Raw genomic sequence first — 19,062 nt, 5'->3', positions numbered from 1 at the left:
ACACGACTGGCGGCAACATGGCCTGGTTCGACTTTCGGGCGGGCAACGTTGTGGTCAAGAACCCGGACACAGCGATTCTGCTCAAGATGTGGCTAATTGCCCAGAAACTCGGCGCTCGAGTGCAGGGTGACGATTGCGAGATATATGGCGTCGACGGAAACATCGTTGAGTCATAGGTTACCCGTGGAAGACGTGCAGAAATTCGCAGCTGGCGTCCGAGTAAAGGTTACGTTTGACTTCTCCGAGGTCAACTACGAGTTCGTGCCCGAAGCCCGTGCAGCGATAGCCGGCGAATCGCAGTGGAGCGAAAAGGAGCTTGAGGCCCTTTGTCTTGGAGTACCGCCAACCCAGTATGACGACGACTGCGTCCCGGAGGCTGAACGGGCGCCACTCCGACAAGCCATTCTCTCAGCATGCAAGAGCGGAAAGTTAGACGCACATGAAACTGGCGCCGGTAATGCGGTGTACGGAGGGAAATGGAGCATCGAGCGGGTAAGCGCCGTGCGGTGGGCCATCACAAACCACTTCAACAGATTTCCGGAATGGCTGGCCAGGAGCTGCCACGCCGAAATCTGGAAAAGCAGGATGAGGAGCGCCGTACTGCGGGGCGTTACAGGCTTCAAGAAGCCGCCGACGCGCTAGAGCAGCACACGGGCACTTCCGCAAAGGATTGGGTGGTCAAACTCGAGCAGGCAGTGCTCAATGACCATTTGCTGGTGTACCGCCGCGGCGAGCAGGCGCGTTACCGTCCGAAAACCGTGAGGGCTTACTCTGACGAAGCCTATTGGGATGACTTGAACATGTGGTTAAAAACGAACGAACCCCGCGTTAAGTTCCAATTCGCCGAGCCCGCCACTACTGCCACATCGTCGCAGCCCGTGGCAGCGCCGGGAACGGCAAACGGACCAGCATCCGCACTGAGCACCGGCCACGTCAATTGGACAGAAGAAGCACACACGTTGAAACAGATTCAGGAACAGGCCGATTTGTGGGCACTTCGCCAGCCTGCACGCCTCTTCGGGGATGGATTCAGCGAGGAAATGCAGAAGCAGACGACCCTGAGCCGGTATTTGGACTTCGATACCTGGTCGCCCGAAGCGGCTGCAATGCTCGTCTGCGGTCTGCAAGCCCCCATCATCGACGGCCAGCTTTGCACGGAAATTCCTGAAAAAGGCGCGATGGGACTCGATAACAGTCTCATCATCGGCAACCAAGACCCGTTTCACGAGGCAAAGCGCGTGCTCGGCATCTGGCGCAGCCAGGAGAACCCGCCTCCCAAGGTACGTCCGCTTGACTTCATCCGGTGGTGTCAGGTCAGGGGCTTCGATACTGCCTGGTTGCGAAGCATCGAAGAAGACGCCTTGAACTCGGAAAGGAAGGACATGAAGGCCGCCGGTCGGCCGGAATTTCTAGAACATGGCGCTACACCCGAAGCGCATGAACTGTTGAACGAACCTGGCGACTTCACCCTGTACTGGCTCAATCGCAAGATTGAAGAAGACCCATCATTTGCTGAGCAGGCGATGGTGGCGCTCCAACGGAGGAATGAGCAGCGGCCGAAAGTTTTGCACGACACAACAACGCTGGCTTCGGCGGCCAGCGCACTGGTCAACGAGTGGCTGGTCAACCGGGAATTGCCTTGCTACATGCGAGGCCGGCCGGTTGACGACTTTGCCGCGCTGACGCTCGAGCCCGGAAGCTGTAGCCTGTCCGACACGATGGACATCCTGGAGGATTCCATCCGCCTCCGCCGGGATGACGTGGTAAGGCTCCTGGAGCGAGAAGGCATGTCCGTGCCGCACTTCTTAAGATGTGAAAATCCGCCCGAGGGTCCAGCAAAGCATCCCGCCACAGTGATTGTTGCGCCCTTGGCAGGCGACGTGACCGAATTACCGGCGCTTGAAGCAGGGAATGGCGCGGCAGCCATCGCCGCTCCACTTCGCGTGACCTCGCATACCCTGAAGGGTCGTCGCGACAACCTGCTGACGCCGGTGATACAACAGGTTGTCACAGCCACGGGGAGCTACAACAGCAACATTGTCTTTCCGGCCCTTCGAGAAATTGCCATACGCGAGGACGTACCATTCAATGGCATGGCCGACGACGGTGCGCTGTTGTGGACCGATGCGAGCGGTTCAAAGAAGAAGCTGAACAAGAAGGCACTGGGGGAACGCCTGCGCACGATGCGCACGCGGGGGAAGGCTGGCTAAGGCCACCGGGTGAAGAGCACCGTGAAGCGTGGCCCCGCGTCGCTGTCGTTAACAGCGCTGGGTCGACGACCGTCGATAGGACGTCAAGGCACTGTAACCCGCTCGAAATGCTTCTGAAGGGCCGTCGCTCGCAGAATGCCCCGGCCGGATTCTTCGGCCTATGGAGCACGCGCGACCTGCGCTTCAGGTGGCAATCGCGATTGCCGTAAACCAAGTGATTGTGTAACGTAGTCTGCGTTACAAAATTGCCGGGGAAATTATGCCCGCGGGTAAAACCGAGACCATCAATGTGCGCGTTCGGCCGGACCTAAAACGACTGCTCCAAGAAGCCGCGGAATACGAAAACCGCAGTCAGACGAACCTGCTCGAGACGCTTATCCTCGACCACTGTCGAAAGCTCGGGCTCGTCGTGCAGGCGCGCGTGACCCGCACCGAATCCGAGGGATAAATGAGTTCTTCCAGCTTGCTTACCAAGTTGCTTGACTACGTCGTCGAGCAATCAAAGGATATCGACCCGCGGGGGTTCAGGCTTTCTGGCACCGACGGGTTCCTTCGCACGAGTGGCGACCTGCGAGGGCTGCCGGGCGTAGACCTTGACATCAAGGTCGAAGGCGACCATATCTGGCTCCGTGTTGAGCGACTTGAGGCCCAGAATCCGCCAGCGGTTCCGCCCGAACAGAAGGAACTGTTTGTCGTCGACTCCAACCCGACTGGAAAGCTTCCACGTATCAATGAAGCGGCGCTGGAGCGGCGCATTGCCGCCTTGACCGAAGGCAAGCCTGAGCTGGAGTCGCAGCAGCTTGCAGACAGCGAGAAAGGGGCTGTTCAGGCGGAGCTGGAGCGTTACACCAGACTCTGGCAGACGTGGGCCGAAGTGGAAAAGCCGCGGTGGCAGGCTATCCGACTTTACGGTGAGTTGTTCTCGCTCAAGCAGCAGCTGGAGCTTGAAGACACGGCCAAGCCGCAGGAGCTCGTGTGCGGCATTGGTGTCGCGTCCTGGAAGATGAGCTTCGAGGAACGCACGAAGAAGGTCGACTTCGACTACCAGTATCCGGTGCTCACGCAGTCGCTCGAACTGGCCATCGACGACCGTACCCTCGCCATTGAGGTCCGGCCACGCGCGGTCAGCCCGCGCATCGAGTTCGACGCGTTTTCCGCTTGTCAGCTGCAAAGTGCCGCAGCAGTCGAGCGTGCGGTCAAGGAGGAACTCGAGCGGTCGGCGGAGCGCCCGCCCAATCCGTTCGACCCGGGTACCTACGAGCATGCCCTGAGAAGCGTTGCAGGCAACATCGACCGCAACGGCAAATACATTGAAGGGCAGGTGGGGCTCCCTCCTGCTGGTCCGTCGCTGCTCGTCACGGACCTGTGGGTGCTCCACTCGAGGCCCCGTTCGAACAACTTCCTGCACGAGGACATCGAGCGGCTCAAGGCGCGCCTGAAAGAAGGTGCAGAGATTCCGGAAGGCCCGCTCGCGCTGGTCACACTGCCCGCCGATGAGAAGCTCAGCTATGAGGCCGTCTCGTTCCGCGGCCTCGCGGGTACGCCATCCAGTGATTCGGGCAAGACGCGAGAACTGTATTTTCCGCTGCCCTACAACCACGAGCAGGTCACCATCGTCGAGCAACTCGAGCGCTCCGACGGCGTGGCGGTGCAGGGCCCGCCCGGGACCGGGAAGACACACACCATCGCCAATATCATCTGCCACTACCTGGCGAACGGAAAGAAGATTCTGGTGACGTCGAAGGGCGAGAAAGCCCTCGAACTTCTGCAGGAGAAGATTCCCGAGGAAGTGCGACCGCTGACCGTGGCATTGCTTTCGGGCGACCGGCAGGGCATGCAGCAGTTTCAGGCCAGTATCGAGGCCATCATCCACCAGGTTAGCCAGATGAACCCGGACGTGGTCGCCACCCAGATTCAGGCGGACCTCTCCGCCATCGACCGCGCGCATACCACCATGCAGCGCATCGACCGCCGCATCGATGAAATCGCGATGACGCAACTATCTGACGTGGAGGTGGATGGCGTCGTGATGCGTGCTCAGAAGATGGCCGAGTTCGCCATCGAAGGCGGGAAGACGTTCTCCTGGTTTGACGATTCGCTCTCGCTTGCTCCCGAGAATGCGCCGCCGCTGGTCGCCGAGGAAGTCAGTGCGTTGCGCGAGGCGCGGCGCAACATCGGCTCCGACATTGGATACGTTTCGTCGCATCTGCCGTCGAGTGCCGCGCTCCTGACCGTGGATGATGTCCGCCGGCTGCATACGGTCATGGTGAATATCGTGAGCCTCAAGGAGGCGGAGGCCAAGGGCACGCTCATTCCGTTGAGGGCGACAACTGACGATGTTTACGAGCATGCGCGCGACATGCTCGCCAAGGTCGACGCGGCCGTAACACTCGCCATCGAGATTGAAGAAACCGAAGAGACATGGCCGTTTGACCTACGGCGCAAATGCCGCCGCGCCGACCACGCGACTGAACGCATGGCGCTGGAAGCGCTTTTTGGGGAATCCGACCAGCTGATGGAGGCGCGCTCGGCATTCATGCAGCGCCCGGTAAAAATCGACGAGGCCGCGCTTGGCTCACCGAAGATGAAAGAGGCGCTTGAGCGCGCGGCAAAGACCGGCAAGCCCTTCGGCATGTTCGCAATGGGCGCGGGCGATGCCAAGGAAATGGTGGCAGCAATTCGTATCGCCGAAATCGCGCCGAAGAACGAAGCCGACTGGCAGCATGTGCTCTCATATGTGAACCTTCACGAGAAGGTTGCATCCTTTTGCGCGCGCTGGAACGAGTTCGCCGATGTCCTGGTCGTCCCGAGACTCACACCGAGCGTCACGCAGTTGCGTCATATTGAGCGGGTCACCATCGCTGCGCGCAAGGCACATGCTTTCGCGACGAACCACGACGTCCATCTGACCGCGGTCGCCGACAAGGTGTTTGCAGTGCCGCCCGTGGACGACCTTCGGGGTGGTTCACAGCAGCTTTCGCGCGTTCGGGAGTATCTGCGCCAGCACCTGAGCCGCGTTGACCTGGCGCAGGCGATGACGAACCTAAGCATCCTGCGCGAGAAGCTCGCGGGCACCCGCGGTCCGGTGGCGGAGCGACTGCGCGATTTTGCGGGGAACCGTCTGGGTGAGCCAGCGTTGCCGGCCGAGAAAGCGGCGGCCGACTACGCCGAGCTGGTTGCAGAACTGCGGCGCATCGAAGGACTCTTCAACGAGCTGGAAGCGGTCCGCACGCTCAGCAAGAAGATTGAGACTGCTGGTGCAGTGCGCCTTGCCGCGCGTCTCCGCGGCGTCCCGGTGCCTGCCGCGGGTGAAGACGTCACGTGGCCCGCAAGCTGGCGCGAAGCGTGGAACTGGGCGCGTGTGCGCGACTACCTGGAAAGCATCGAAGCGCGGCAGGAACTGCTTGAACTCGCGGCCCAGCGCCGGGATGTCGAGTCGGGGCTCTCCCGCCTGTACTCGAGCATGGTGTCAAAGTCGGCATGGCTGTCCACCAAAATGAACGCGACGCCCAAGGTGCTGTCGGCGCTCGAGACATACCGTACTGCAATTCGCCGCATCGGCGCCGGCACTGGCCCCAATGCAGTCCGGCACCGCCGCGACGCGCAGAAGGCGATGCACGACGCACAAGACGCCGTGCCGTGCTGGGTGATGAGCCACGCCAAGGTGTCGGAAACGCTCCCGGCCAACCTCGGCGCTTTCGACCTCGTCATCGTCGACGAGGCGTCGCAGTCTGACCTGTGGGCGTTGCCGGCAGTCTTGCGCGGCAAGAAGATTCTGGTGGTTGGCGACGACCGGCAGGTGTCGCCGGATGGCAGCTTCATCTCTGCCGTGCGAATTCAGGAGCTGAAGGACCGATTCCTCGCTGACCAGCCCCATGCGCCCGTGCTGACGCCGGAAAAGTCGCTCTACGATATCGCGTCGACGGTGTTCGCCGCGCAGAAGGTCATGCTGCGTGAGCACTTCCGGTGCGTTCCGCCCATCATCGCGTACAGCAACAAGCACTTCTACAAGGATTTCATCCAGCCACTGCGCATTCCCAAGATGTCACAGAGGATTGACCCGCCGCTGGTCGACATCTACGTGCCGCATGGCTTGCGCGACAAGAGGGATATCAACCGCGCGGAGGCAGAGGCGATTGCGGCCGAAATTCAGGCCATCATCGCCAACCCGCAGTTCGAGCATCGCACGCTGGGCGTGGTCACGCTGCTCGGGCCAGAGCAAGGGAAGTACATCGACACGCTCGTGCGCGAGCGTTGCGACGCGGGTGAACTGCACCGGCGCAAGTTCGCCTGCGGCGATGCCCGGACATTCCAGGGTGCCGAGCGCCATATCATCTTCCTGTCGCTTGTCATCGACTCATCCGGTACGCGCGCGCTTTCGGACCAGTCGTCAGAGCAGAGGTTCAACGTAGCGGCGAGTCGCGCGCAGGACCGCATGTATCTCGTGCGCTCGGTGAAACTCTCGGAGCTATCGGCATCAGGGAAGGACCTGCGTGCAGGCCTGTTACAGCATTTCTCGATGCCAATCGACCAGCAGGGCAACGGCGAGGAGGAAAAAAGCCTCATCGACTTATGCGAGTCGGGCTTTGAGCGGCAGGTGTACACGGAGCTGGTGAACCGGGGCTACCGTGTCATTCCACAGGTGAAGGCGGGCGCGTTTCGCATCGACATGGTGGTTGAGGGCGCGAACGACGCGCGGCTTGCCATCGAACTGGATGGCGATGAGTTTCATGGCCCCGACCGATGGCAAGCGGATATGAATCGGCAGCGGGTGCTTGAGCGCGCCGGTTGGGTCTTCTGGCGCTGCTTTGCTTCGACCTGGTCGATGCGCAGGGAGGAAGTGTTCAACGACCTGCTGGCCCGCATGTATGCGCTTGGCATTGAGCCCTTGGGAGCTATTGAGCGGGTGCCGGCGCTAGTTGAGTACCGGGAATGGAAGGGAGACCGCGAAGACTTGGTCGACGAAGAGCCGTCGCTTGCACAGTCAGTGGCCTGAATCTGAGCCGTCGGTTTCTGGAATACCGTCGGATGGAAACGCATCGATGTCTGTGCTGAGGCTGCTCCTGGGAGCGAGGACGGCCAGCAAAATCCACGCAACAATTCTGACGGAGGGACCGATGAAAGAGCGTTGTGAGAGATGCGGCTGCACTCCCCATTCGCCTCGGCACCGCTGTTCACTTTGCGGGAAACTGGTGTGCAAAACAAATTGCTGGTCGGCATCGGCGAAAACCTGCAATCACTGCGCACCGCAACCGCAACCGCAACCGCAACCGCAACCGCAACCGCAACCGCAAAATAAGGCTAGTCAAGCTGCACCGGTCAACGCATCCCGACCAACGCTGACCGGGCGTATATCGTTTGAGGGCGACCCCGTCTACACGTGCAGCTTCTGCAATGGCTCCCTCGAACGAAGTGCCTCGCACTGCTCTACGTGCGGGAAACCTGTCCGTTGGGCGTAGCTTCGACGATTTCGCTCGCGTTACTCCAGACACCATACCCTGAGAATCTGTCATCACCATGCGCCCTAAGGCAGGCTAAGGCAGGGCTGCGCCGGACAAGGCAGGGTAAGGCGGGCGTCTATCGGAAAACGCCGCGGCCTGTAAAAGAATCCGTACACCTTCAATGAGCGCCGAACGGCGGGATGGTGATACGAGATGAGCGAGCAGCAACCGACGGGTGGTTCAGTAAAAGCGGTACAGCGCGCGCGGCCGGCACGACGGCGGACAGTAGGGGTCGTAGGATGCGCCGCGCTCATCGACGCGTGTAGCAACTTCGTTGAGCGGCTCGATGCGCACCCGGCCGGCGCCGCTATCGTCTTCGGCATCATCGCCCTGGCGGCCGTCTGCGTGGCAGTCGTTGCATTAGCGGTGACTCTGCACGCCGCGCTGACTTCGCGCGCGTGCTAGTCGACCGGAAGCACGCGTGGTCGGCGCGTCGGCCATGGCTGTCAAAAAGTTTCCGCGGGAACGCGCCGCGGGCGACAGTAGACTGGCATCTCCACATCCGTCCCGGGAGCTGCATATGACCGCGCAAACCTGCAACCGCGTCGACCTCGCGCGAGCAGCTGGAGATGGCCCTCGTCGCGTTCCTGGAGCGCCAGCGCTTCGCCTCGGCCATCACTCTGGCCAGCGCCGCCGAACTGGTGCTCGGCCAAGCATTACGACGCGCCGGCAAGCAGGCGGTCCTTGACTGGCAGTTTGAGGCGACCGACCTGGTGCACACTCAACTGCACGGCCGGTCGCTGAACTACAAAACCTTCCATGACACGGAGAACCGGGTGGGTAGGGCGCTGCGGCACTTTGACAAAACCGATGCTCCGGACTTCGACGCCGACCTCGAGGAAGCTGCGTGCTGGATGCTGGTGCGGGCCTGCGAGAATGCGCATCGGCTCGGGCTGACCGTACAGGGCTTCGATGCGTTCAACGACTGGTTCTACGAGCACGTCGTCGGCGTCTGAGCGCGCGGACTGCAGGGTGACGAACGACGCGCAACGCGCGTGCCGGACCCAACCGGGCGTCGCACAATGAGAAGAGGACCGAGATGCTCGCGAACCCCGCCTTACAAGCCTTCTCGATGTTCTTGGTTGGCACGGCGCTGACACTAGGCGACGTGCACAGCCACGTTTGGGCCCGGGCCTGCTGGTGTCTGACAGACGTGCTCTTCCTTATGGCCTTTGTCCAGTGGCTGCGCTGGCCGGGCAGCTACGGTCGCAAGTTGGAAAGTATCTGGTACCTGCGCTGGGGAGGGCGCGTATCGCTGCGAAAAGCCGCCGAAATCGTCTACAGCGAGGCTCGTGCGCAAGAGTCGGTTTGGGCGCACGCGGCTGAGCGCATGAGCTTGGATAAGTCGCCTGACGGCATCCTTTGTTACATCGCTGAGGTGATTAAGCAGGACACCACCATCTATGGCAAACGTCCGCCGTCAACGCACGTCGAGAAGCTGGACCCATTGCAGTTGAAGTACGGTACGGTGACAAATGGCGCACGCGAGGTGCGCATGCGCGATAACGCGAAAACTGTTTTTACGGACCTCCAAGTCGACGCGAAAGAGCTCCGCCGCGCCTTGCACGAAGTACGGGAGAGCCTGAGGACGACGATGCCCATCTGACGAGAGAGCAGCGCAGACGTTGTATGCGAGAGCACGTGTGGGAGCTCGCAGACGACGAATTCCGCAGTTTGGCGGCGTCCGTATCCCCGCGAGGCAATCCTGTCTCGCGGTCCTTCATCTGCAGCGAATTTCGTCGACGCACGAACTCAGTTAAGCGCTCGTTTCCGCGACCGTAGTTTCCGGTGCAACAACGACGGCATCAACTTTCGCAACAACCTTCTTGGAAGCAACTGCCTTTTTCACCGGAGCTTTCTTTGCCGGTGCCTTCTTGTTGGCGACTACCTTCTTCGCTGCCGGAGCTTTCTTAGCGTCCACCTCCTTCGCTACGGCTTTCTTCGCGGCGGCTTTCGGCTTGCTCGTCTTGGCCACCGCAACCTCAGCGCTCGCGCCATCAATCAGAAACCGTGTCCGGTCCTTGGCACCAGCCAGCCACGCCGGCGCCGGACCACGACCGCTCCAAGTCGCACCGGACTTGGGGTCACGGTAAAGCGCCGGCTGCGGACCTTTCGGCTGACCCTTGGTAGACGCCGTACCAACTCCCTTCGAGGCCTTCTTCACCGCAGTTTTCGCCTTGCTCACGGCACCCGCGGGCGTCGCGACAGTCGCTTTAGCGCCGCCTGCAATCAGGAACTTGTTCCTGTCTTTGGCTTCAACAATCCACGTCGGCGCGCGACCGTGGCCGGTCCATGTGGCTCCCGTTTTGGGGTGCTGATACTTCGGCGCAGCTTTGGCTTTTATACCACGGGCAATTCTCGTTTTGCCAGCGGCGGCGGCGCCCTTCTGTCCATTCGCTACTCGCGCTGCCGTCGCGTTGCTTTCAATGTCTGTCGTCGTTAAACCGTGCTTCAGCATCAACGCACGAATCTGGTCGACTGCTGCCTGAGCTTTCTTTGCCAGTAGGGCGTCCGCCTGCGCCTGTAGTCGTTTCAGTTTTGCCTGAATTTGCTCTAATGTTGCCATTGCGTTCCTTTGTAGAGTTGATAACTGTTCGCACTATGCCATAGGCATCGCCGTAAGCGCATAACATAAGAGAGCAAACACAGCTCTTTTCCATGGTGGCTATACTGAGGGAAATGCCACCGGGGCGCACGGGTGTCTGGTTGCGACGATTTCGAGGTGCGCTACCTCGGCGTGAATGTGGTTGCTCGCCTGAGCGCATGACCGGAGACACTGTAAATGCCGCGCAATCCAGTTCAGTTTGCGGTTTAACGTAGTTAAGATGTCTCACGCGGAAGCTTGTTAGCATGTGAGACATACACCGCTAGTTCTCTAGACCCAAGATGCGAAACAACGCGCTTTACTTTCCCTATATCTCGGTTCCCAACGAGCGCTGGACAATCAAGACCCTGCTCTATTGGGATAAGTTGTCGTCTATTGTGCCAATGGAGTACATCGACCGCCCGGAGTCGCTCGACGACTTTATGCGCCGCTTAGTCCAGGCGGGGATGGTCGAGCAGCTATTTCCGGCACAGTACCTACGACATCTTGATGAGTTTGAGAAGCTGTTTGTGGAACTCTTGGACCGGCAGATGAGGGGAAAGCATGCGTTGCATGGGAAACGTGACGTGCGACGCATGCGTATACATGTCGAAAAGCTGGGAAATATTCCAGAGTATCTGCTCGACCGGGGGCTGGCCACACGGGTGAATTATGCGTGGTACGACGTCGACGAACCCGTTGCCAATCTTTTCATGGCATACCTCGCATCGTGCCTAGGCAGCATCCCGGAAATTGATGCTGCGCCTGTGACAAACAGATTGGCGTTTGCGAATTTGTTCGGCGTACGCAATCGACCACAAACCGATAAACGCATGCTGCACCGTCAGAAAGCTCGGGAGGTCATACTGACTGCGCTACTACCGTTTCCCGACGAGCCGGTCACCTTGGACCAGTTGGTCGCGTTTAAGCAGCGTCACGGTCACTTGCTCCCAGCAGTGCGCCAGCTCGTGGAGGCGCGATGTGCATTCATTGCCGAATTGGACGATGTCGAGCATCGACTCATCGCCACTCAGCAGTTAATCCACGAGTCACGACAACAGGTAGACGAGCTAGTCGATGCCATGAGGCCGAACTGGACGAAGATAGCGTTTGGGTCGCTAATGCCATTGCTTGCAACCGGTTTAGCAATTAAGTCGGGAGATGTTGCGAGCGCCTCAGCAGCCACTGCTGCTGGCCTGCAATACGCAGCGACGGCGTACCAGTCACTGACCGCCGTACGCGGGTTGAATGGCAGCCAGCAACTACAGCCTTTGGCCTTTATCGCACACGCTCGGGCAGAACTGCATCTACCGTCGGGGCGCCAAAGCACAGAGTAATGTCGCTATCCGATAGCACCTCCGCGAGGCGCGATGCGGTACGTGACATCCAGAGACATTCGAAGGTGAGTGAGTGCTCGTGACGTTTTCTCTTTTGTAGTAATGGGACTACCACTTTCCGCATAGACCTAAAAGACGTCCGACGAGGACGCGCGAACAGGAAAATCATTGTTTTCTGTCTTGGCTTCTAATTGCGGCGCACGGCAGGTAATGGGTTGTGGCTAACTCTCAGCATTTCGAAGGCATCTTCGCTGCGCCAGCTCCATTGGAGCTGGTGGTCACCTGCGCGTCAATGAGCCGCAGACGCGGGCCTTACCTCCGAGCTTCCTGCAACGTGCGGGGCTGGGCTCGTCTTGTGACTCGAATCAATGCGCGTGCTGGCGGGTACGTTTTCCCACTCTATCTTTGACCACGTTTTGATGTCAGTCAGCGGAACCATGTGTGTGTGGACGGGGCCACCCGATGAATAGATTCCACAGAACTTTTCCGTGCACGAGATAATGACTCCTGTCACGGGGTCAGCTTTGTCCCGCGTAATCTCTACGAAGTTCAGCTTGTGCTTCTTGAGCTCATCGATGCGCCACTCACGGATGGCTGTCATCTCCGTTTGGGCGACCTTTTCTCCTCGGCTGCGCGCTGGATTGAACAGGGCCATCGGAAGGACGCTGAAATACATGAGAGAGAAAAACACGATAGCTGTCACACAAAAGAATATGATTTCCTGCGTTACGAAATTTTCTGACTTTTTCAGGGTCGTCCTAATACCCTTTTGCTCCCGGCGCTTCGACATGTGGTGGTTCATCCAGTTGCCAGCGTAGAGCACTGCGGCTATAAAGAGCATGAGGCCGACAAATAGCCCAAGCAAGTCGACCAGTAGGTCCTCCTGTGCGTAGTAACCCAGATACGCAAGGTCATCGCTACTCCACGGCATAGCGTCCGGTTGCAAGCCGAATGCGAGGAGGTACCCGCTTCTGTATGACATCCCGGCATTTTTGAGCATCCAGAGAAATATCGTCCCTGCAAGAGCGGCTCCACTGATGATGACTGCAGCGAGCGAAATCGCGGAGAAATGGACTGTAGTTGCGTCCTGTTTTTTTGTAGTGGCCCGACGAAGGGATGAGCGGGTGGGTCGGTGATTCGGTAAGCTCATAGGAGATTTGGCAAGATTGAAGTTATTTAGCAGATAGGAGTCGGCCAATCTCATCCGACAGATAGATGAGAGGGCCGAGTCCCAGTCACACGTAAAGGTGAACGAGGGAAAACCTGTGTCCACCCGTGTTGGCTGATGGCGCGTCCTGAACAGCAGTCATTCGTGAGAGCGCCATTCGTTTTATCGTTGCCCATGGCGAGCTCAGCTCAGTCGCGATGAATTTCGCCGGTAATACGTTGTCAGCGAAGACAGCCTGTCTGATTGCCGCGATTATCGACTATGCACCACGCATCATAATTTTTCATTTAGAGCAACTGCCGGCAGTGATTTAACAGTTTCCTGATAGCTAATTAAAATAGCGTTTTGTAAAATCCGTGCGCGACTTAATGCTCGAGTGACGGAAAGAGGCACGTGCAATGGAAGTACAGGAGTTTATCGGCAGGATGACCGGAGGGCTGGCGCAGCAGGACCGGCTTCTGAAATTCGACACGCCGCTGGCCGCAAATACGTTGCTGCCACAGCGTGTTTTCGGTCGTTCACGCATTGGCCGTAACTTCGACTTCACGGTCGACCTCGTTTCCACATCCGGTGACATTGAACTCAAGTCACTGATTGCACAACCGGTCACCCTCTGGATTCAACAGGCCGACCGCTCCTACGCGGCCCATCATGGCTATGTGAATACTGCACGGCGACTTGGTTCAAACGGCTCGACGACAAGCTATCAGCTCGCGTTTTCTTCCTGGATGCATTTCCTGCGCTTTCGCAAAGACGCGCGAATCTGGCAGGACAAACCCGCTGACGAGATTCTTACCGACGTATTCAATCAGCATCCGCAGGCTCAGGGCGCGTTCCGGTTTGCCCTGAAAGCGCCTTTGCCGCAGCGCTCGTTTTGCGTGCAATACGAAGACGACTGGAACTTCTGCCATCGCATCATGGAGAGCGAGGGGCTCTTTTTCTGGTTCGAGCAGGCCGACAATGGCAAGGCTCACACCCTTATTGTTACGGATGATTTGGCGTCATTGTCGCAACTCACGAGACTTGGCGGACAGCCTGTGGAGTTCTACCGTGCCGGTACAGGCAGTGAGACGAACGCGCTAGTGCAGTGGTCTGGCACGCGTACGCTTCACAGTACCTCGCTTGCCACCCGGACCTTTGACTACAAGTCGCCATCTGCCGCACATCCCAGGTCGACTAGCATTCCGACGCTCGCGACGCACGGCGACCTCCCGCCGCAGGCCGAAGTGTACGAATACACAGGTGCCTATTCCTGGAAAGAGCAGACGCGCGGCGACCGGCTTTCCACCATCCGGATGGAAGAATGGGAATCGCGCGCAAAGCGGTTTCATGGCTCTGGCGCCGTCCGTGGCATGGACGTAGGCGGCTGGTTCACGCTCGCCAATCATCCGGTGCACGACCAGGGCGACGCGCCGAGCCGCGAGTTCGCCGTGATAGAGACGACATGGTTCATTGAGAACAACCTGCCGGTTTCCAACAATGCTCCCGACTTTCCACACAGCCTGAAGTCGCAAATCGACGAAATCAGGCAGGCCAATGTCAGCACCGGCGCCGCGGACGGTCAGGTAACAAGAAGCAACGTCCAACGAGCGATGACGGCTGCGCGAAACGTGTTTTTTGTCCCGCACGCCGATGGCAGCGAAGGATTCTTCCTGGTTCAACTCGAGGCGCAGCGCCGCTCGGTGCCGTTTCGTAGCCCGTTCGAACATGCCAAACCCACGATGCACCTGCAGACCGGGACGGTAGCGGGTCCTGCCAACGAAGAGGTGTACACCGATGCCCTGAACCGTATCAAGGTCCGCATGCACTGGGACCGCCTGAATCAGGGCGACGAGCGGGCGTCCTGCTGGATGCGCGTTGCACAGTCCGACACCGGTGGCGGATACGGTGCCGTGCATGTCCCCAGGATTGGTGAGGAGGTCGTCGTCGACTGGGTGGGCGGTGATTGCGACCGGCCGATTGTCACTGGGCGCGTATACAACGGTGCGAACGCTCCGCAGTGGCATTCGAATGGCTTGCTTTCCGGATTCCGGTCCAAAGAGTACGGCGGAGGCGGATTCAACCACCTCGTGATGGACGACTCGACCGGCCAGAATCGTGTTCATCTTTATTCCTCGACTACCGGCGCGCATATTCACCTGGGCTATCTCATCGCGCAAACGGGCAACACTCGCGGCAATTACCTGGGCAGCGGCTTCGACCTGAAGAGCGATGCGTATGGTGCCGTGCGCGCCGCTCGCGGGTTGATGCTCACCACGCAGCCCGCTGCACGTGAGCCGCTGGACGCAGCATCTGCCAGCCAGCAGCTTGCAAGTGCCGAAAGCGTCCTGGATTCGCTCTCGACGGCAAGCGAGACGCATCAGGCAGCCAGTCTGAACGACGGCAGGGACGCGCTCAAGGCGTTCAACGATGCCACCCGGTCCAGCGTCGATGGAGCGCATCTGAGCCTGGAACCGGATGCGGGTGCCGAAGGCTCCGGAGGTGCGGCAAGCACCGGTTCGGGTGGTCGTACTGCTGGCGGCGGTACCGGAAAGGCGAACACATTCAAGGAACCGGTGATGCTTCTGACGAGTCCGGCTGGTATCGCGCTCTCGACGCAGAAGTCGGTGCACTTTGGAGCCGATGAGCAACTCAATATCGTGAGCGGGCAGAACACCCACGTCGCCGCGGGCAAGTCGCTTATCGCGAGCGTCGCGCAAAGCCTTAGCCTGTTTGTGCAGAACGCGGGCATGAAGCTCTTCGCTGCGAAGGGCAAGGTTGAAGTGCGCGCTCACTCAGACAATATCGAGGTAACCGCGCAGAAGACCCTCAAGCTTCTTTCTGCCACGCAAAACATTGAGGCCGCGGCCAAACAGGAGGTTCTTCTAACCTCCGGTGGCGCCTATATCCGCATCTCCGGCGGCAATATCGAGATTCATGCGCCGGGCATGATTGACATCAAGGGTAGCCAGCATTCGTTCAATGGCCCAACACAGGGCAACTACGACCTGCCTGCGCTGCCTGCCGGTGAGCTACACAACAAGCTTGAACTGAATCTCGCCGATGATTCGCTGAAACCCGTACCGAATGCGCCGTACAAGGTGATGTTTGAAAACGGTGGGGTGATGTCCGGCAAGCTCGATACGAACGGCTATGCGGTGCTGCATGATGTACCGCCCGGCCCCGTGAAAGCATTCTTCGGCGAAGATGCACGTCCCTTCACCCAGGCACCGCTTCCTGCTGCACAAGACCTTGCACCGGACGACGTTCTGAAAGAACTCCACGCGGCGGGCCATGGTGAAATTACTCAGGACAATCTCGCAAGTCTTTTTAACCGCTTCTCAGGCCGGCCGGACGTGCAATGAGCGACAACGACCAACAGGCGATTGAGGACGCGGTTGAGCAGATTGGCCTTTCGATGGCTTCGAACGCCTTTCCGCTCTTCTACGTCGCGCAGAACGTGTACGACACAAGCGAGAGTGTCTGGACGGTGTGGAATAGTCGGGACAGCACCGACGAAATGGTCAAAGTCGAGGCAGGCATTGACCTTGTGTTCGCCGTGGTTGGATGGGTGCCGGTAGTCGGCGCCGGCGTGAAGCGCACGTTTCGGCTGGTCAATCATAAGTCCGACATTTACGGCCCGCTTCTCTTCGATATTCTCCGGCTGGTACTGCAGCGCGCCGGGGTCCAGACAAGTCCCGAAGAACTCGTTGACAAGCTATTCGACGCCTCTGGCCTGAAAACCGTACTGACCGGTGCGCGCGAGCACATCGAGAAATCGTGGTTGTTCAGGGAAATGCCTACGGCGGCGCAGGCGACATTCAGACAGGCACTTATCTGGGTCGAGACCAATCTGCCCTACTGGCTTGCCCAGTTCCTGGAGCGCAAGCTTCTCCATTGGAAGAAGAAGCAACCAAACTCTTCGGCAGAGACGACGCTCGAGCGGCGGAAAGAGACGGAAAAGCCCGGCAAGGTAGGTGTCGAGGCCGAGGAGGGTCATAACCGTCCGTCCAGGTCGTCCAGTCAGGGCGTGGTCAACGCGAAGCTCGCGGTTGCCGACATCACAAACGGAATCACCGGCATCCTCGGCGAGCACATCGCCGACTACTATTGCTACGAGACGCTCGGCTGGGGAAAAGGGTGGGAAGCCCACGACCAGGGGCTGCTCGGGAAATGGTCGCATGAGCCGGGCGCTGAGGTGCCGGGGAAGCTGAATGACCACGGTAAGCTGAACAAGCTCTTCGATTTGCGACCGCGAGGTCACGGCATTGATGGCGTCTGGCGCGCGAACCCGGGAACGAACGAAGGGAAGGCGTTTGCAATCGTGGAGGCGAAGTCGTCGAAGGTCGACAAACCGATGAAGAACCCGGAGGGAAAGCGGAATATGTCGCCGAAGCTTGGCCTGGCGTCGCGCATAAAGGATACCGTTCGCCCGTCTGCGGACGAACTGCTTGAGCCGCCAGCTGCCGTGCCGGGTACTGGTCCGGCACCCGTAAACACAAGTGGTGGGAAATTAGGCGGGGGCCGACGGCAGCCCGCCAAGAGCACGCAATCGGACGCTTCCTCGGCGCAAACCGCCACTGGGCCATCGGGTAAAGTTGTGCAAATGAGCGACGAATGGATTCGCCAGAACCTGCAAGATGCGGTCGGAGCAAAAATACTGCAGAGCATCCGACGGGAAGGCTATTCGAGGCATATCTTGTACGTGCCGTTCTATCTGCCGTCGGCGGTTGAGCACGAGGCTGCGCTTATGAAGGGAGATGAGCACGGGCACAAGGACCATCAGCTTCCTCCGACACACCACTATCATGACGCGGAAGTCGAGCAAGCTGTGCAGCGAAAGAAAGCCCGGCTGCAATAGTCTGTGTACGAAGGAAAAACGCGAATGTCAGATTTCGATAGCAAAAGACGTCAACGCTTTTTGAGCGAAGAGTACCTCACGTGGCTCTCATCCATCATCAGGGAAGAGATAGAGCACTGGACCCACAACGTCCCCCCCACCGGAAATGGGGAGGACGCCAGGAAAGCGATGGGGGCATGGTACGTCGCAAATGAGACGTACCGACAGTTTCTCCTGCAATACACGGCCGGTGCAGACCTGCGTCTGTTGCGTACCGAATTGGATGCCGTGGTCACGAGTCTCGAGGCGTATACATTCGCGCAGCGAAAGGCGGAAAAGAACGACTCCTATCCGCCGTTTATGTTCGGCGAAATTCAAGATTACGAGTCTGCGGTTCAGCTCATCGGCCTGTGCCATCTGCTTCACAGGCGTGAACTGCTTCCCAGGGTGGTGGCCATGCTCGACCCGTTCTATCGGGCGAGGGACACTCTTTATGAAGATTTGCTGGCTTACGGGATGGATGGCCGGGTTGATGTCGACGTGTGGTTTCACGAACTTTATCGTGACCTTATCAATAGCATGTACAGCGACACGGATGAGCTTGGTATCTCGCTGGTGCGTTCGTATCTGGATAAATGGTATCCGGCCATGAGGGCAGCTTCGTGGCACGACAGTCACTTGAAAGCCAATATCACAGATGGAGGGGCCTACGTAGGTTATTGGGCCATTGAAGCGGCGGCCGCCGCATACCTCATCGAACTCGACGATACCTCGTTTCGTGACCATCTTCTGTATCCGAAGGATTTGGTAGACTTCGCGCGTGAATTCGACGCACGCCAGCACTCTCAGTCGGCGAAGCTGGATACCGGGTCTATGTCTGTACATACCGGACAGGTTTGCCCCGAAACCGGTATCTGGAAGGCACGCGGCCACAATGTTCCGGGTGTGCTAGTGCAGAAGGGGGACCGCATGCCTGAGGTCTTCGCGCCTGATACACGCGGCGCGCTACGACCGCAGCCTGCTCTCTGGGAATTCGAGCGGAAGGCTTAAACAACGGCCATGTCGGCGTCTAGCGATATCGTGAGATGACCGGCGATGTCGGCGTGCACGTTCGTCCAGAGACTCTGGAAATCCAGAGCGGGAGCGAGAGCACTTATGTTCTTGTCGCGGAGCAAGACGGCAATGTTGTCGACCCGCTCCTTCTGAACATATGCCACGACGTTATGTACGGTGAGCAGCCATTCGCAGTCGTCGAGAACGTCATCGTTGCGCAATCGCATCGTCGTCTTGGAGCGGAATACGTGATGTTCTCTGACGCCGAACGTATCTGAACGGAGCATGATTGCTCGAAAATAATGCTGCTAAGCTCGTCCGCCCGGCTGGAGGCACATCAGTTCTTTCTCGAACAAGGCTTTGACGGGGATACAAAAACCGGCTTTGTCA

Annotated in this window: 11 protein-coding genes; 8 read left to right on the top strand and 3 right to left on the bottom strand. The window is 59.0% G+C overall.

Translation table 11 applies throughout. From position 1 onward, the window contains the following. Nucleotides 1–476: 476 nt before the first annotated feature. From GGD40_RS27540 to GGD40_RS27525, 4 genes are all read left to right on the top strand, one after another. On the top strand, nucleotides 477–2,210 hold the full coding sequence (locus tag GGD40_RS27540; protein WP_179745791.1) for a hypothetical protein: 1,734 nt from the start codon (nucleotides 477–479) through the stop codon (nucleotides 2,208–2,210). Nucleotides 2,211–2,658: 448 nt separating this feature from the next. Then, on the top strand, nucleotides 2,659–7,206 hold the full coding sequence (locus GGD40_RS27535) for an AAA domain-containing protein (RefSeq protein ID WP_179745790.1): 4,548 nt from the start codon (nucleotides 2,659–2,661) through the stop codon (nucleotides 7,204–7,206). Between the two features lie 1,074 nt (nucleotides 7,207–8,280). Then, nucleotides 8,281–8,667 (top strand): hypothetical protein, encoded by a 387-nt coding sequence (locus GGD40_RS27530; RefSeq protein WP_257030606.1) that lies wholly within the window; start codon nucleotides 8,281–8,283, stop codon nucleotides 8,665–8,667. Between the two features lie 83 nt (nucleotides 8,668–8,750). Then, nucleotides 8,751–9,317 carry a hypothetical protein gene (locus tag GGD40_RS27525; protein WP_179745789.1) on the top strand — a complete coding sequence of 189 codons (567 nt, stop codon included), beginning with the start codon at nucleotides 8,751–8,753 and terminating at the stop codon, nucleotides 9,315–9,317. A gap of 150 nt (nucleotides 9,318–9,467) precedes the next feature. On the opposite strand, the gene GGD40_RS27520 is transcribed toward GGD40_RS27525, so the two are convergent. Beyond that, nucleotides 9,468–10,277, bottom strand: a complete 810-nt coding sequence (locus GGD40_RS27520) for an H-NS family nucleoid-associated regulatory protein (RefSeq protein WP_179745788.1) — start codon at nucleotides 10,275–10,277, stop codon at nucleotides 9,468–9,470. A 320-nt stretch (nucleotides 10,278–10,597) separates the two neighbouring features. Between GGD40_RS27520 and GGD40_RS27515 the strand changes: the two genes are divergently transcribed. Further along, entirely contained in the window at nucleotides 10,598–11,632 is a 1,035-nt protein-coding gene (locus GGD40_RS27515; RefSeq protein WP_179745787.1) for a hypothetical protein, read from the top strand. A gap of 289 nt (nucleotides 11,633–11,921) precedes the next feature. On the opposite strand, the gene GGD40_RS27510 is transcribed toward GGD40_RS27515, so the two are convergent. Beyond that, complete coding sequence (locus GGD40_RS27510) at nucleotides 11,922–12,830, bottom strand: hypothetical protein (protein ID WP_218901325.1); 909 nt, start codon at nucleotides 12,828–12,830, stop codon at nucleotides 11,922–11,924. A gap of 368 nt (nucleotides 12,831–13,198) precedes the next feature. Between GGD40_RS27510 and GGD40_RS27505 the strand changes: the two genes are divergently transcribed. From GGD40_RS27505 to GGD40_RS27495, 3 genes are read left to right on the top strand one after another with little or no spacing between them, the layout of a single operon-like run. Then, nucleotides 13,199–16,144: a type VI secretion system Vgr family protein gene (locus GGD40_RS27505; RefSeq protein ID WP_179745785.1), complete on the top strand. Its 2,946-nt coding sequence runs from the start codon at nucleotides 13,199–13,201 to the stop codon at nucleotides 16,142–16,144. Then, complete coding sequence (locus GGD40_RS27500) at nucleotides 16,141–17,640, top strand: hypothetical protein (protein ID WP_179745784.1); 1,500 nt, start codon at nucleotides 16,141–16,143, stop codon at nucleotides 17,638–17,640. The genes GGD40_RS27505 and GGD40_RS27500 overlap by 4 nt, the downstream gene beginning before the upstream one ends. Before the next feature lie 24 nt (nucleotides 17,641–17,664). Then, a complete protein-coding gene (locus GGD40_RS27495; protein WP_179745783.1) occupies nucleotides 17,665–18,669 on the top strand; it encodes a PoNe immunity protein domain-containing protein in 1,005 nt (334 codons plus the stop codon). Here the strand turns inward: GGD40_RS27495 and GGD40_RS27490 are convergent. After that, nucleotides 18,666–18,959: a hypothetical protein gene (locus GGD40_RS27490; protein ID WP_179745782.1), complete on the bottom strand. Its 294-nt coding sequence runs from the start codon at nucleotides 18,957–18,959 to the stop codon at nucleotides 18,666–18,668. The genes GGD40_RS27495 and GGD40_RS27490 overlap by 4 nt on opposite strands. Nucleotides 18,960–19,062 lie beyond the last annotated feature (103 nt).

It is taken from the genome of Paraburkholderia bryophila, from assembly GCF_013409255.1.
Lineage (GTDB): Bacteria > Pseudomonadota > Gammaproteobacteria > Burkholderiales > Burkholderiaceae > Paraburkholderia.
This window is presented reverse-complemented; position numbering and strand designations above follow the sequence as displayed.

Excerpts from the sequence above, each read along its gene's own strand:
- GGD40_RS27540 (WP_179745791.1), top strand. The coding sequence starts at position 477 with ATGGAGCATCGAGCGGGTAAGCGCCGTGCGGTGGGCCATCACAAACCA.
- GGD40_RS27535 (WP_179745790.1), top strand. The coding sequence starts at position 2,659 with ATGAGTTCTTCCAGCTTGCTTACCAAGTTGCTTGACTACGTCGTCGAG.
- GGD40_RS27530 (WP_257030606.1), top strand. The coding sequence starts at position 8,281 with ATGGCCCTCGTCGCGTTCCTGGAGCGCCAGCGCTTCGCCTCGGCCATC.
- GGD40_RS27525 (WP_179745789.1), top strand. The coding sequence starts at position 8,751 with ATGCTCGCGAACCCCGCCTTACAAGCCTTCTCGATGTTCTTGGTTGGC.
- GGD40_RS27520 (WP_179745788.1), bottom strand. The coding sequence starts at position 10,277 with ATGGCAACATTAGAGCAAATTCAGGCAAAACTGAAACGACTACAGGCG.
- GGD40_RS27515 (WP_179745787.1), top strand. The coding sequence starts at position 10,598 with ATGCGAAACAACGCGCTTTACTTTCCCTATATCTCGGTTCCCAACGAG.
- GGD40_RS27505 (WP_179745785.1), top strand. The coding sequence starts at position 13,199 with ATGGAAGTACAGGAGTTTATCGGCAGGATGACCGGAGGGCTGGCGCAG.
- GGD40_RS27500 (WP_179745784.1), top strand. The coding sequence starts at position 16,141 with ATGAGCGACAACGACCAACAGGCGATTGAGGACGCGGTTGAGCAGATT.
- GGD40_RS27495 (WP_179745783.1), top strand. The coding sequence starts at position 17,665 with ATGTCAGATTTCGATAGCAAAAGACGTCAACGCTTTTTGAGCGAAGAG.
- GGD40_RS27490 (WP_179745782.1), bottom strand. The coding sequence starts at position 18,959 with ATGCTCCGTTCAGATACGTTCGGCGTCAGAGAACATCACGTATTCCGC.